Source organism: Oerskovia sp. 140933, from assembly GCF_059651515.1.
Genome location: NZ_JAMXIO010000009.1, coordinates 1 through 14,629 on the forward strand (window position 1 = coordinate 1; position 14,629 = coordinate 14,629).

General features: G+C 73.5%; 13 protein-coding genes. 12 read left to right on the forward strand and 1 reads right to left on the reverse strand.

The window, feature by feature from the left end:
• Positions 1-75 precede the first annotated feature (75 nt).
• Complete coding sequence (locus tag NHG27_RS06755) at positions 76-1,371, reverse strand: hypothetical protein (protein WP_497015360.1); 1,296 nt, start codon at positions 1,369-1,371, stop codon at positions 76-78.
• Positions 1,372-1,395: 24 nt separating this feature from the next.
• On the opposite strand from NHG27_RS06755, the gene NHG27_RS06760 reads away from it, so the two are divergent.
• The 12 genes from NHG27_RS06760 (at position 1,396) to NHG27_RS06815 (ending at position 14,598) form a co-directional block, all read left to right on the forward strand.
• On the forward strand, positions 1,396-2,178 hold the full coding sequence (locus NHG27_RS06760) for a hypothetical protein (protein ID WP_497015362.1): 783 nt from the start codon (positions 1,396-1,398) through the stop codon (positions 2,176-2,178).
• Positions 2,175-3,191, forward strand: a complete 1,017-nt coding sequence (locus tag NHG27_RS06765; protein WP_497015363.1) for an HAD-IIA family hydrolase — start codon at positions 2,175-2,177, stop codon at positions 3,189-3,191. The genes NHG27_RS06760 and NHG27_RS06765 overlap by 4 nt, the downstream gene beginning before the upstream one ends.
• Positions 3,192-3,300: 109 nt before the next feature.
• Positions 3,301-3,531, forward strand: a complete 231-nt coding sequence (locus NHG27_RS06770; RefSeq protein ID WP_193720640.1) for a hypothetical protein — start codon at positions 3,301-3,303, stop codon at positions 3,529-3,531.
• Positions 3,532-3,533: 2 nt separating this feature from the next.
• A complete protein-coding gene (locus NHG27_RS06775; protein WP_497015368.1) occupies positions 3,534-4,559 on the forward strand; it encodes a TlyA family RNA methyltransferase in 1,026 nt (341 codons plus the stop codon).
• On the forward strand, positions 4,556-5,548 hold the full coding sequence (locus NHG27_RS06780) for an NAD kinase (protein ID WP_193720626.1): 993 nt from the start codon (positions 4,556-4,558) through the stop codon (positions 5,546-5,548). The genes NHG27_RS06775 and NHG27_RS06780 overlap by 4 nt, the downstream gene beginning before the upstream one ends.
• A gap of 2 nt (positions 5,549-5,550) precedes the next feature.
• A complete protein-coding gene (gene recN / locus NHG27_RS06785) occupies positions 5,551-7,299 on the forward strand; it encodes a DNA repair protein RecN (protein WP_497015370.1) in 1,749 nt (582 codons plus the stop codon).
• Between the two features lie 5 nt (positions 7,300-7,304).
• Positions 7,305-8,489 (forward strand): putative cytokinetic ring protein SteA, encoded by a 1,185-nt coding sequence (gene steA / locus NHG27_RS06790; RefSeq protein WP_193720624.1) that lies wholly within the window; start codon positions 7,305-7,307, stop codon positions 8,487-8,489.
• Between the two features lie 85 nt (positions 8,490-8,574).
• The gene (locus NHG27_RS06795; RefSeq protein WP_497015371.1) at positions 8,575-9,621 is read left to right on the forward strand and encodes a copper transporter; all 1,047 of its coding nucleotides are present in this window, start codon (positions 8,575-8,577) and stop codon (positions 9,619-9,621) included.
• Between the two features lie 5 nt (positions 9,622-9,626).
• Complete coding sequence (locus tag NHG27_RS06800) at positions 9,627-10,535, forward strand: hypothetical protein (RefSeq protein ID WP_497015373.1); 909 nt, start codon at positions 9,627-9,629, stop codon at positions 10,533-10,535.
• Positions 10,532-12,205, forward strand: coding sequence for a murein biosynthesis integral membrane protein MurJ (gene murJ, locus NHG27_RS06805; RefSeq protein WP_497015374.1), 1,674 nt, complete (start codon positions 10,532-10,534; stop codon positions 12,203-12,205). Before NHG27_RS06800 ends, murJ begins: the two co-directional genes overlap by 4 nt.
• A 70-nt stretch (positions 12,206-12,275) precedes the next feature.
• A complete protein-coding gene (pyrG, locus tag NHG27_RS06810; protein WP_497015375.1) occupies positions 12,276-13,952 on the forward strand; it encodes a CTP synthase in 1,677 nt (558 codons plus the stop codon).
• A 1-nt stretch (position 13,953) separates the two neighbouring features.
• Entirely contained in the window at positions 13,954-14,598 is a 645-nt protein-coding gene (locus NHG27_RS06815) for an NUDIX domain-containing protein (protein WP_497015377.1), read from the forward strand.
• Positions 14,599-14,629 lie beyond the last annotated feature (31 nt).

Consider the following 14,629-nt stretch of genomic DNA (forward strand, 5'->3'; position numbering starts at 1 on the left):
GCCGATGGTACTGCCCTGGAGACGGGGTGGGAGAGTAGGTCGCCGCCGGACAACCATTCACCAAAGGCCCACCCCTCACGGGGTGGGCCTTTGGCGTGCCTGTGATCTAACCGGGCAACCCCCTACGACCCTGTTCGTGGGATGATGAACGTCAGTGCATATCGAAGGGACACCGCTGTGAACGACAGCCCAGAACGTCACGCCGACGACCGCGACCGTAGGTCTTCCGGGGCAGGGCGGTCCGGCGACACCGGTCGTTCTTCCGGCTCCCAGGGCCGCGGCCAGGGAGGACCCCGCCGCGACGGGAGCTCCGGCAAGCCCCCGCGCGCCGGCGGCGACCGCCGCCCCGACTCCGGTGAGCGCCGCTCGTACGGTGACCGCCCGCAGTCGGGTGGCGGTTCTTACGGTGGTGGCGAGCGCCGCTCCTATGGTGACCGTCCGCAGTCGTCGGGCTCTGGCGAGCGTCGCTCGTACGGTGACCGCCCCCAGTCGTCGGGCTCTGGCGAGCGTCGCTCGTACGGTGACCGCCCGCAGTCGGGTGGTGGCTCCTACGGTGGTGGCGAGCGTCGCTCCTATGGCGACCGCCCGCAGTCGTCGGGCTCTGGCGAGCGTCGCTCGTACGGTGACCGCCCGCAGTCGGGTGGCGGTTCTTACGGTGGTGGCGAGCGTCGCTCCTATGGCGACCGCCCGCAGTCGTCGGGCTCTGGCGAGCGTCGCTCGTACGGTGACCGTCCCCAGTCGGGTGGCGGTTCTTACGGTGGTGGCGAGCGTCGCTCCTATGGCGACCGTCCGCAGTCGGGTGGCGGTTCTTACGGTGGTGGCGAGCGCCGCTCCTATGGCGACCGTCCGCAGTCGTCGGGCTCTGGCGAGCGTCGCTCCTACGGCGACCGCCCCCAGTCCTCGGGCTCTGGCGAGCGTCGCTCGTACGGCGACCGTCCCCAGTCCGGTGGTGGCGAGCGTCGCTCGTACGGCGACCGTCCGCAGTCGGGTGGTGGCTCCTACGGTGGTGGCGAGCGCCGCTCCTATGGCGACCGCCCGCAGTCGTCGGGCTCTGGCGAGCGTCGCTCCTACGGCGACCGCCCCCAGTCCTCGGGCTCTGGCGAGCGTCGCTCGTACGGTGACCGTCCCCAGTCCGGTGGCGGTTCTTACGGTGGTGGCGAGCGCCGCTCCTACGGTGACCGCCCGCAGTCCGGTGGCGGAGAGCACAAGAGCTTCGGCGACCGCCCCCAGTCCTCGGGCTCTGGCGAGCGCCGCTCCTACGGTGACCGCCCCCAGTCCGGTGGTGGTGAGCGCAAGAGCTTCGGTGACCGTCCGCAGCGTTCTGCCGACCAGGGCGAGCGCCAGTCGCGCCCGCCGCAGGACCAGCGTCACGCCGGTCCGGAGATCGACGAGGCGGTGCAGTTCTCGGACCTCGACCGTGACGTGCGCGGTCGCCTGCGGACCCTGAGCAAGGAGAACGCCACGGTCGTGGGCCGCCACCTGGTCATGGCGGGCAAGCTCATCGACTCCGACCCCGAACTGGCGTACGAGCACGCTCAGGCCGCGGTGCGTCGCGCCGGCCGCGTCGACGTGGTCCGTGAGGCTGCCGGCCTGACGGCCTACCAGACGGGCCGGTACGCCGAGGCGTTGCGCGAGCTGCGCACCGTGCGCCGTCTGAACGGCTCGTCGGAGCACCTGCCGATCATGGCGGACGCCGAGCGTGGCCTTGGTCGTCCCGAGCGGGCGATCGCCCTGGCGGCGTCCGAGGAGGCGTCGACCCTCGACGCGACCGGGCGCACCGAGCTCGCTCTCGTCGTGAGCGGTGCTCGTGTCGATCTCGGTGAGTTCGAGGCTGCCCTCGCGGTCCTCGACCAGATCCCGGCCGCCGACGCGCAGGGAGACCTGGCGCTGCGCGTGCTGCAGGCCAAGGCCAGCGTCCTGGAGGCTGCCGGTCGTCTCGAGGAGGCTGCCGCGATCCTCGCGGACGTCGACCCCCGCGCGCTCGCCGCTGCCCTCGGCACCTCGCTCGACGAGGACGTCGTCGTCTACGACCTGACCGAGGACGCCGTCGAGATCGACGACGAGGACAGCGACGACGAGGACGGCGACGACGCCACGGCCACCACGTCCGCGGCAGTGCCCGCGGACGAGACGGACGCTGCGGCGTCGGGCACGGAGAACGACGAGGAGACCAAGTGAGCCTGGGGCTGATCTCGAGCGACGTCCCGCTCGCAGAGCGCTACGACCTGGCCCTCGTCGACCTCGACGGTGTCGCCTACCGCGGGCACGAGCCCATCCCGAACGCCGCGACCGGCCTCGGGGGGGCTCGCACCGCGGGCATGCGGCTCGTGTTCGTGACGAACAACGCGTCGCGGGAGCCGCAGTCGGTCGCCTCCCAGCTCACGGAGCTGGACATCCCCACGTCCTCGGACGAGGTGATGACGGCCGCCCAGGCCGCTGCCGCGCTCCTGCGGACCCGCCTCGAGCCCGGCGCACGCGTCCTGGTCGTCGGCGGTGCCGGACTCTTCACGGCCGTGCACGACGCCGGCTTCGTGATCGTCGAGACCGCCGACGAGGAGCCCGTCGCGGTCGCGCAGGGCTTCGCGCCCGAGCTCGGCTGGGCCCAGCTCGCGGAGGCCGCGTACGCGGTCCAGCGAGGTGCGTGGCACGTCGCGAGCAACCTCGACCTGTCGCTGCCCACCGCCCGCGGGTTCGCCCCGGGCAACGGCTCGCTCGTGCGTGCCGTGCAGGCAGCGACGGGCGTCGAGCCGTCGAGCGCGGGCAAGCCCTCGCCGACGATGTACCGGCTCGCGATCGAGCGTGCCGGGGCCTCCTCGCCGCTCGTCGTCGGGGACCGGTTGGACACCGACCTCGCGGGGGCGCGGTCGGGCGGGTACCCGGGGCTGCACGTGCTGACGGGCGTCAACGGCGGCCGCGACGCGGTCCTCGCCGACGCCGGCATGCGCCCGCACTACATCGGTGCGGACCTCCTGAGCCTCCTGGAGCCCCACGCAGCGCCTGTCCAGGGCGCCGAGGGCTGGTGGACGTGCGGGGAGGGCGCGGCGCGGGTGACCGACGGCACGCTCGAGCTGAGCGGTCCCGAAGGGGTCGACCTGATCCGTGCCGCGTGCGGCGCGGCCTGGGCGACCGTCGACGCCGGCGGTTCGGTGGATGCCGACACCGTCCCCGAGCTGGCTGTCGGCAACCCCTGAGATCGTGTCCTGACCGGTAGCGTTGCACCGGTGCGGCGAGCTGCGGCGTGAGCCGCGAGGCCGCACCGGTGCGACGCCCCGCACCCTGGAACGGACTGGAGGTCCACGCATGGCGCAGGACACCGTCGACGACGGCGCCCCCACCCAGCCCCCCGTCCCCACCCCCGGGGACGTGCGGCCCGTCGCGCCGCCGTCGGGCGACGAGCCCGCCGACGACGCGGTCGCCCAGGCCCTCGGCCGCCTCGACGAGCTGGACGACGCCCCGCTGAGCCACCACGTCGCCGTGTTCGACGCCGTCCACGAGGCCCTCCAGGAGCGCCTCGCGGACGCGGAGGACTGAGCGTGGGCGCACGCGTCGACGCCGAGCTCGTCCGCCGTGGCCTCGCCCGGTCGCGGCGCCAGGCCGCCGAGCTCGTCGTCGCGGGCCGCGTCACGGTCGACGGCCGTACCGTTTCCAAGCCCTCGCTCCCGGTCGGCGACGAGCAGGTGCTCGTCGTCGAGCAGGACCCCACGGACCCCGGCTACGCCTCACGGGCAGCCTTCAAGCTCGCGGGGGCGCTCGACGCGGTCGCGGCCACCGCGCCCGGGGCCGCCCCGGTGGTCACCGGGGCGTCCTGCCTCGACCTGGGCGCCTCGACGGGCGGGTTCACCGACGTCCTGCTGCGCCGTGGAGCACGTCGGGTCGTGGCCGTCGACGTCGGCCACGACCAGCTCGTGCCGGGCCTGCGCGAGGACCCGCGCGTCGTGGTCCGCGAGGGCTTCAACGTCCGCGACCTCACGCCCGACGACCTCGACGAGGCTCCCGACGTCGTCGTGGCGGACCTCTCGTTCATCTCCCTGCGTCTCGTCCTGCCACCCGTGGCCGCGGTCGTCGGCCCCGGCGCGCACCTGCTGCTCATGGTCAAGCCGCAGTTCGAGGTCGGGCGCGAACGCCTCGGCACCGGGGGAGTGGTCCGCGACCCGGCGCTGCACGCGCGCGCGGTGCTCGACGTCGCCCTCGAGGCGGACGCCCTCGGCCTGCGCCCGCTCGGGGTGGTCCCCAGCCCGTTGCCCGGGCCGAGCGGCAACCGCGAGTTCTTCGTGTGGTTGCGGGCCTCCGGAGGGTCGGTTCGCGCCGACCGGGACGAGCTCGAGCGCGCCGTCGCCCGCGCGGTGTCCTCGCCCGTGGAGACCGTCCCCCTGGTGGCGCTGGTCGGGGAGCCCTCCGACGACCCCCGCACGGGAGACGTCGGCCACGTCACGTCACCGCCGGCCCCTCGGGGGCCGGCAGACCTGCAAGACTCGCAGACGGTGCCCGACGACGGGGCACCCACCCAGGACCGCGGCGCCGCCGCGGACCAGCACCGACCGACCGGAGGAGCCCTGTGACCAGGAGAGTGCTGATCGTCACGCACGGTGGACGGCCCGAGGCGGTCGTCGCGCTGCACGAGGCGGTCAAGGAGCTCCAGGACGCGGGCTTCGAGGTCGGGCTGCACGACGACGACCTCGCGGAGACGTTCGGCGACCACATGGCCCAGCTGCGCACGCGCGAGGGCGTCGCGGAGTCCGAGGTCGTCATGGTCCTCGGCGGGGACGGCACGATCCTGCGCGCCGCCGAGCTCACGCACGGCACCGGCGTCCCGCTGCTCGGCGTCAACCTCGGTCACGTGGGCTTCCTCGCGGAGGCCGAGCGCGAGGGCCTGCCCGCCGCGGTGCAGCGGCTCGCGGCCCGCGACTACGTGGTCGAGGAGCGCGGCGTGCTCCAGGTCCGCGTCACCCTGCCGGGCGAGGACGAGCCCCGGATCGGCTGGGCGCTCAACGAGGCGACCGTCGAGAAGGCGTCCCGCGAGCGCATGATCGAGGTCGCGATCGGGGTCGACGGCCGGCCGTTGTCGTCGTTCGGCTGCGACGGCGTCGTCATGTCCACCGCGACGGGCTCCACGGCCCACGCGTTCTCCGCGGGGGGGCCGGTCGTGTGGCCCGACGTCGACGCGATGCTGCTCGTCCCGCTCGCCGCGCACGCACTGTTCGCGCGCCCCCTCGTCGTGGGACCGACCTCGACGTTCGCGGTCGAGCTGCTCCAACGCTCGGGCGCGGCCGTCCTCACGTGCGACGGGCGTCGACGCATCGACCTGCCGGCGGGTGCCCGCGTCGAGGTCGAGCGGGGCGACTCCCCGATCCTGCTGGCCCGCCTGTCCACCGCGCCCTTCACGGACCGCCTCGTCTCGAAGTTCTCCCTGCCCGTCGTGGGCTGGCGCGGCCGCGTGGCCGAGGACGCCGCCGACGCGGCACGCGTGGCCCGCAAGGCCGCGACCGACGCCGTGGACGCCGCCCGGCTCGGGAGCCGACCCCCCGCCACCGACCCGAAGGAGGACTGACCGTGCTCGAAGAGATCTCGATCGAGAACCTCGGTGTCATCCGCTCCGCCCGCGTCCCGCTCCACCCGGGGCTCACCGTCATCACCGGGGAGACGGGAGCGGGCAAGACCATGGTCCTGACCGGTCTGGGCCTCCTCATGGGCGGCAAGGCCGACCCGTCGTCCGTCCGCCCCGGGGCGACCGGTGCCGTGGTCGAGGGTCGCCTGCGCGTGAGCGGACGTGACGCCGTCGGGCAGCGGATCGACGAGGCGGGCGGGAGCGTCGACGACGACGGGACCGTCGTGGTCCTGCGCACCGTCGCCGCAGAAGGACGTTCGCGGGCGCACCTGGGCGGGCGCAGCGTGCCCCAGGGCATGCTCGCAGAGATCGCCGACGACCTCGTGACCGTGCACGGCCAGGCCGACCAGCTGCGGCTGCGCACCCCGAGCCACCAGCGCGCCGCGCTCGACGCGTTCGCCGGGCGCGCGCACGCCGAGCTCCTCGACGAGTACCGCGCGGCGTGGACCGAGCGCAGCGGGCTGCTCGAGGAGATCGCCGACCTGACCGCGCGCGCGCAGGAGCGCGCACGCGAGGCAGAGCTGCTGCGGATCGGGCTGACCGAGATCGAGCGCGTCGACCCGCAGCCCGGTGAGGACACCGAGCTGACCGCGCTCGTCGCCCGCCTCGGCAACGCCGAGGAGCTGCGCCTCGGGGCCCAGGCCGCGCACGACGCGATCGTGGGCGACGACGCCCTCGACGGCGGCGACGTCCCCGGGGACGCGACCTCTGCCGTCGAGCGGGCGCGCCGCGCTCTCGAGACCGCGAGCCACCTCGACCCGAGCCTGGCGGGGCTCGTCGAGCGCATCGCCGGCGTCGGGTACGTGCTCGCGGACATCGCGACCGAGGTCTCGGGCTACGTCGAGGACCTCCAGGCCGACCCGGGCGGGCTCGAGCAGGCGCACACGCGCCTCGCCGCGCTCGGCGGCCTCACGCGCACCTACGGCGAGACGATCGACGACGTCCTCGCCTGGGCGAGCGACGCCGGGCTGCGGCTGCTCGACCTCGACGACGGCGGCGAACGTCTGCGCTCGATGACCGAGCGCGCCGACGAGCTCACGGCGCTGATGTCGGGGCTCGGCGCCCGGATCACCGCGTCACGCACCGCGACGGGTCAGCGGCTCGCCGCGGCCGTCACGGACGAGCTCGCCGGCCTCGCCATGAGCGGGTCCAGCCTCGTGGTCGACGTCGTCCCCGCCGACGAGCCCGGCCCGTGGGGCGCGGACCTCGTGACGCTCTCGCTCGTGCCGCACCCCGGTTCTCCGCCGCGCCCGCTCGGCAAGGGGGCCTCGGGCGGTGAGCTGTCGCGCGTGATGCTCGCGATCGAGGTCGCCCTGGCCACGTCGGGGGCGGACGCCGGCACCGACGACGCCGCGCCCCTGCCGACGTTCGTCTTCGACGAGGTGGACGCGGGCGTCGGCGGCCGGGCCGCGGTCGAGGTCGGGCGGCGTCTCGCGTCCCTGGCACGCACGGCCCAGGTCGTCGTGGTGACGCACCTCGCCCAGGTCGCGGCGTTCGCCGACTCCCAGCTCGTCGTCACCAAGTCGTCGGGCGACGCCGACGGTGTCGACCCGGTCACGGTCACCGGGGTGCGCGAGGTCACGGGGGAGGACCGCGTCCGTGAGCTGGCGCGCATGCTCTCCGGCCAGGACGAGTCCGACGCCGCCCGCCAGCACGCGCTCGAACTGCTCGAGTCCTCGGTCGTGGGACGATAGCCGCGATGAGAATCACTCTGCGCAGAACCACGTCCGACGCGGCGGAGCCGGGAACGAGCGGCCCCGCCCGGGTCGATGCCCGCACCAAGGCGCTCACCAAGCGGCTCAAGCCCGGTGACGTCGCGGTCATCGACCACCTCGACATCGACCGGGTCGCGGCCGACGCGCTCGTCACCGCCAAGCCCCTCGCGGTGCTCAACGCCGCGAAGTCGATCTCGGGTCGCTACCCGAACCTCGGGCCGGAGATCCTGGTCGACGCCGGGATCATCCTGATCGACGACCTCGGCAGCGGCATCATGAGCATCTCCGACGGTCGCGAGCTGCGCCTCGAGGACGGCAAGGTGTTCGCGGGCGACGACCTGCTCGCCGAGGGCGTGCGGCAGACCCCCGAGACCATCGCGGTCAGCCTCGACGAGGCCCGCGCGGGTCTCTCGGAGGAGATCGAGCGCTTCGCCGAGAACACCATGGACTACATGCGGCGCGAGCGCGAGCTCCTGCTCGACGGCGTGGGCGTGCCCGACATCCGCACCGAGATCGAGGGCCGCCAGGTCCTGATCGTCGTGCGCGGGTACCACTACCGCGAGGACCTCGCGACGCTGCGCCCCTACATCAAGGAGTACCGACCTCTGCTGATCGGGGTCGACGGCGGGGCCGACGCGATCCTCGACGCCGGCTGGAAGCCGGACATGATCGTGGGCGACATGGACTCGGTCTCGGACCGCGCGCTCGCGTGCGGCGCGGAGATCGTGGTGCACGCCTACCGCGACGGCAAGGCCCCGGGTCTCGAGCGGGTCCAGGCCCTCGGGGTCGACCCCGTGGTCTTCCCGGCGACCGGCACGAGCGAGGACATCGCGATGCTCATGGCCGACGACAAGGGCGCCGAGCTCATCGTCGCCGTGGGGACGCACGCGACGCTCGTCGAGTTCCTCGACAAGGGACGCTCCGGCATGGCGAGCACCTTCCTCACGCGCCTGCGCGTCGGTGGCAAGCTCGTCGACGCCAAGGGCGTCTCGCGCCTCTACCAGCACCGGATCTCGAACCTTCAGCTCACGCTGCTGTCGCTGGCGGGCCTGTTCGCCGTGATCATGGCGATGTGGTCCACGGCTGCCGGACAGACCGTGTTCGGTATCATCGGCGCTCGCTTCGACGACTTCATGTCGTGGATCGGCGCACTGTTCGGGGGCGTGTGACCCTGCGAGCGAACGACCTCCACCTCCCCTCGACGCGCGCCGCCCGCACGTCGCCCCGCACGGACACGAAGGACGCAACAGCACAGTGATCGACTTCAGGTACCACATCGTCTCGTTGATCTCGGTCTTCCTGGCGCTGGCGGTCGGGATCATCCTGGGCGCCGGTCCGCTGCAGGGCGCCATCGGCGACCAGCTCACGGGGCAGGTCGAGCAGCTGCGTCTCGAGCGGAACGAGCTGCGGGACGAGCTCGACGCCACGAACCTGGAGGCGGCCGACAACGAGGAGTTCATCGTCGCCGCCGGACCGCAGCTGGTCGAGGGCGCCCTCCAGGACCGCCGGGTCGCCGTGGTCGACCTCGGGGAGGTCGACGGAGAACGCTACGAGGCCGTCCAGGAGCAGCTCGAGGCATCGGGCGCGAGCGTCGTCGGTCACGTCCGTCTCGGCGGGGACTGGACGGCCGAGGACCAGGAGGACGCCCGCAAGGTCGCCGCGAACGACGTCGCCAACCTGGTGTCCGGGGTGGAGGAGGCGGGGACGGACGCGAAGCTCGCCGCAGCCCTCGCGACCTCGCTCTCCGCGAAGCAGCTCGCGGCGCCCGAGGCACGCACCTCGGAGGCCGTGCTGATCGAGCAGAAGCTGGCCGAGGCCGGTCTCATCGAGGTCGTGCTGCCGCAGGAGACGCCCGCGGACGTGATCCTCCTGCTCGAGCCCCAGGCATCCACCGTGCCCGTGGACGGCACGACCGAGGCAGCGGCCGTGGACGACGCCAAGGCCTACGCGGTCACGGTCGAGATCCTGCTCGCGCAGGCCGCACAGGCGCGTTCCGAGGGGTCGCTCGTCGCGGGCTCGACCCCCGTGCCGGGTGACCTGATCTCGACGATCACGGCGGACGCCGACCTCGCCGCGGTGCTCTCGACCGTCAGCGGCATCGAGGCGCCGGCCGGGCAGATCTCCGTCCCGCTCGCCCTGGCGGCTCGCCTGGGAGACAAGGTGGGCCAGTTCGGCTTCGAGGAGGGCGCGACCGCGGTCATCCCGCCGGCCGTGCAGCTCCCGCCCGTGGACCGTTCGCCCCTGGGCACCTCGGACACGGCGAGCGACGCGATCGCGAACGACCCGCAGACGGAGGGATGACGTCCATGGGCACCTTCCTGCGCACCGTCGCCGCGACGCTCGCGTCCGCCGCGGCGACCGCGACGGCACGCGCGCTCCTCGACACGGCTCCGCCCGGTGGCCCGGACCGCTGGACGCGGACCAACCATCGCGGTGAGCCGATCAGCCTGCTCGAAGGTCCCGCGGTCGCGTCCGGCCTCGTGACGGGTGCGCTCGTCGCGGGCCCGGACGCGCGCACGCGGACCGCGGTCGCGCTGGCGACCGCGGGCGGCGGGGCGTTCGGTCTGGTCGACGACCTCGCCGAGGACACCTCGACCCGGACCAAGGGGATCAAGGGCCACGTGGGTGCCCTGCTCCAGGGCAGGGTCACCACGGGTGGGCTCAAGGTCCTCGGGATCGGGACGACGTCCCTCGCCGCGGCCTTCGTCGGCACGCGTCGGACCGGCTCGACGTTCGGCTACCTCACGGACGTCGCGGTCAACGGGTCGATCGTCGCGCTCGGCGCCAACCTCTTCAACCTGCTCGACCTGCGTCCTGGGCGTGCGCTCAAGGCCGGGGTCGCGCTCGCCGTGCCGCTCGCGGTGACGTCCGTGGGGGCGACGTCGGGGGCGGTGCTCGGCGCTGCGGCCGCTGCGGCGCCCGGCGACCTGGGCGAGCGCGACATGCTGGGCGACGGCGGCGCGAACGCGCTCGGTGCGCTCGTCGGCACCCAGATCGCGTTCGGTGCGCCGCGTGCCGTGCGCCTGCTCGCCCTCGCGGGCATCCTGGGCCTGAACGTCGCGAGCGAGAAGGTCAGCTTCTCGAAGGTCATCGACGGCAGCCCGGTGCTGCGCCGCGTGGACCAGTGGGGTCGCCGTCCGGCGGCCTCGGCGCAGGCGCCCGCCCCGGCGGGGCTCGACGACAAGTCCGCGCCCGGTCAGGACGCACCGGCTTGAGCGAGGACGTGACGCCGGGCCCGGCCGCCGCGCCACGCACCGCCCGCGGCTCCCGGCTGCGCGCGGGCACGCAGACGCTCGCGGGTGCTGCCCTCATGATCACGGTCGTGACGATCGCGAGCCGTCTCGTCGGCTTCGCCCGGTCGCTCGTCATGGCGTCGGCGGTCGGGACCGAGGGCATCGGTGCGGCCTACACCTCGGCGAACATCCTGCCCAACGTCCTGTTCGAGGTCGCGGCGGGTGGTGCGCTCGCGGGGGCGGTGGTGCCCCTGCTCGCCGGACCGATCGCACGGGGCGCACGCGTCGACGTCTCGAAGATCGCCTCGGCGCTGCTCGGGTGGACCCTCCTGGTCCTCGTGCCGCTCGGGGCGCTGCTCGCGGCCCTGGCCTACCCCATCGCGTACGTGCTGATGAACACGCATCCCGAGCTGATCGACGTCACGGCGCTGTTCGTCCGCGTGTTCGCCCTGCAGATCCCGATGTACGGCTTCGCGGTGATCCTCGGGGGGATCCTGCAGGCGCACAAGCGCTTCTTCTGGCAGGCGTTCGCGCCCCTCGTGTCGAGTCTCGTGGTCATCGCGGTGTACCTGGTGTTCGCGGGGATGGCGGACGGGAACCAGGGTGACGTCGCGGCGCTGTCCACGACCGCGATCGCGTGGCTGGGCTGGGGCACGACCGTGGGGGTGGCCGCGCTGGCGCTGCCGCTGATCGTCCCCGTCGCGCGGACCGGGACGCGGCTGCGCCCGACCCTGCGCTTCCCCGGAGGGGAGGGCGTCCGAGCCCGCAACCTGGCGTTCGCCGGGGTGGGGGCGCTCGTCGCGCAGCAGGTGTCGGTGCTCGCGGCGATGTACTCGGCCAACAACTTCGGTCCGGAGGAGACGTTCCCGACGTACTTCTTCGCGCAGCAGGTCTACCTGCTGCCGTACGCGGTGCTCGCGTTCCCGCTCGCCACGAGCGCGTTCCCGCGCCTGGCCGAGCACGTCGCGCAGGGGAGCCACGACCTCTTCAACAGGTTGCTCGCGTCGACCACGCGGACCATCCTGCTCGTCTCGGGGGTGGGGGTGGCTGCGCTCGTCGCTGCCTCCGCCGCGGTCGAGTCGCTCTTCGCCGTCGTCTCCGGCTCGTCCGTCGAGGGTCTGGGCGCGGCCACCGCTGCGATGGCTCCCGGCATCGTGGGCTTCGCCCTGATCCTGCACCTGTCGCGCGCGCTCTACGCCCTGGACCGTCAGCGCGCCGCGGTCGTCGCGACGGCGACCGGCTGGGCCGTCGTCGCCGTGCTGGCCGTCGTGGGCCCGGCGACGCTCGGAGAGGGGGACCAGGTGCGGGTGCTGGCGCTCCTCGGCCTCGCGACCGCGGTGGGCATGACCGTCGCGGGGGTCCTGCTGCTGCTCGCGGTGCGCCGGCACGCCGGCCCGGGAGCGGTGCAGGGGGTGCCTCGTACCGTGGCGGTGCTGGTCGTGGGCGTGGCCCTCGGCGGAGCGGCAGGGCGGGGCCTCGGCGCGGTCCTCCTGCCCGACGGCGCGCACGTCGCCGTGGTGCTCGCCGTGGGCGTCGGGGTCGCGCTGGTCGCGGCCGTGCTCGTCGTGGGGCTGGCGCTCGTCGCGGACAGGTCGTCGGTGGTCGGGCTGCTGCGTCGTCGGGCTCCGCAGGGCTCGACCGCGACCGACTGAGAGTCATCACACCCTCTCCGGGAGGTCAGGTTCGCGCGACGTCGACGAGTCACTGTTAGCATGGAGTTCCGTGGCAGATCACCTGAACAGACCCCTCGCCGTCAACGGCGGTCGCTCGGACCACAGCACCCGGCACATCTTCGTGACCGGCGGCGTGGCCTCTTCCCTCGGCAAGGGGCTGACGGCCTCGAGCCTGGGTCGCTTGCTCCGCTCCCGTGGCCTGCGCGTCACGATGCAGAAGCTCGACCCCTACCTCAACGTCGACCCCGGCACCATGAACCCGTTCCAGCACGGTGAGGTCTTCGTGACCGAGGACGGCGCCGAGACCGACCTCGACATCGGGCACTACGAGCGCTTCCTCGACGTCGAGCTCCCGGCCTCGTCCAACGTGACGACGGGCCAGGTCTACTCGCAGGTCATCGCCAAGGAGCGCCGCGGCGAGTACCTGGGTGACACGGTGCAGGTCATCCCGCACATCACCGACGAGATCAAGTCGCGCATGCGCGCCCAGGCGGGCGAGGGCGTCGACGTGATCATCACGGAGATCGGCGGCACGGTCGGCGACATCGAGTCCCAGCCCTTCCTCGAGGCGGCCCGTCAGGTCCGCCACGAGCTCGGCCGTGACGACGTCTTCTTCCTGCACGTCTCCCTGGTGCCGTACATCGGCCCCTCGGGCGAGCTCAAGACCAAGCCCACGCAGCACTCGGTCGCGGCGCTGCGCTCGATCGGTATCCAGCCGGACGCGATCGTCCTGCGCGCGGACCGTGTGGTCCCGGAGCCCGTCAAGCGCAAGATCGCGCTGATGTGCGACGTGGACAACGAGGCCGTGGTCAACGCGATCGACGCCCCGAGCATCTACGACATCCCCCGCGTGCTGCACTCGGAGGGCCTCGACGCGTACGTCGTGCGCCGCCTGGGCCTCGCGTTCCGCGACGTGGACTGGGACGGGTGGTCGCAGCTCCTCGAGCGCGTGCACCAGCCGCAGCACCAGGTCGAGGTCGCGCTCGTCGGCAAGTACATCGACCTGCCGGACGCGTACCTGTCGGTGACCGAGGCGCTGCGCGCGGGCGGGTTCGCCAACGATGCGAAGGTCACGATCCGCTGGGTCCCCTCGGACGAGTGCCAGACGCCCGAGGGCGCCGAGGACGCGCTCGGCGGCGCCGACGCGATCCTGGTCCCTGGCGGGTTCGGGGTGCGCGGCATCGAGGGCAAGCTCGGCGCGCTGCGCTGGGCGCGCGAGAACAAGGTGCCGACGCTCGGCATCTGCCTGGGCCTGCAGTCCATGGTCATCGAGTACGCGCGCAACGTCCTCGGCATCGAGGACGCGTCGTCGAGCGAGTTCGACCCGGAGAGCAAGAACCCGGTCGTCGCCACGATGGAGGAGCAGCTCGCGATCGTCGACGGCGCGGGCGACCTGGGTGGCACCATGCGTCTGGGCTCGTACGAGGCCGCGCTGCGGCCGGGTTCGGTGGTCGCGAAGACCTACGGTGCGGAGTCCGTCACAGAGCGCCACCGCCACCGCTACGAGGTCAACAACGCCTACCGGGCGCGCCTCGAGGAGGCCGGCCTGGTCATCTCCGGGACGTCGCCCGACTCGTCGCTCGTCGAGTTCGTCGAGCTCCCGGCCGACGTGCACCCGTACTACGTGAGCACGCAGGCACACCCCGAGTTCAAGAGCCGCCCGACGCGCGCCCACCCGCTGTTCGCGGGCCTGGTCGCGGCGGCGCTCGAGGCTCGGACGGCCTGACGTGACGGCCCGCCCGCTCGCCGACGTCCCGGTCGTCCGGGACGTCGGCGAGGCGCGCGTCCTGCACGCGGGGCGCATCTTCGACCTGCGCTCGGAGCAGGTGGACCTGGGCGAGGGCGGCGTGGTGACGCGCGAGTTCGTCGACCACCCGGGGGCGGTCGCGATCATCGTCCTCGACGAGGACGAGCGGGTCCTGCTGCTGCACCAGTACCGTCACCCGGTGCGTCGCGAGCTGTGGGAGCCGCCGGCCGGTCTCCTGGACGTGGACGGCGAGGACGCGCAGGCCGCGGCCGCGCGCGAGCTGCGCGAGGAGGCGGACCTGCGCGCCGCGCGCTGGGACGTCCTCGCGGACTACTACACGACCCCGGGCGGCAGCAACGAGGCGTTGCGGGTGTTCCTCGCACGCGACCTGTCACCTGTCCCGGAGGGTGAGCGCCACGTGCGCGAGGCCGAGGAGCTGGGCATGGAGCTGCGCTGGGTCCCGCTCGACGAGGCGGTGTCCGCGGTCCTCGCCGGGGACCTGCACAACCCGTCGGCCGTCGTCGGGATCCTGGCGGCCGCTGCGGCGCGCGCGACCGGGTGGTCGTCGCTGCGTCCGGCGGACACGCCGTGGCCCGAGCGGCGTGGGGGAGACCCGCGCGCCTGAGGCGCGTCCTGCAGGACAGCTCACGAGGGCC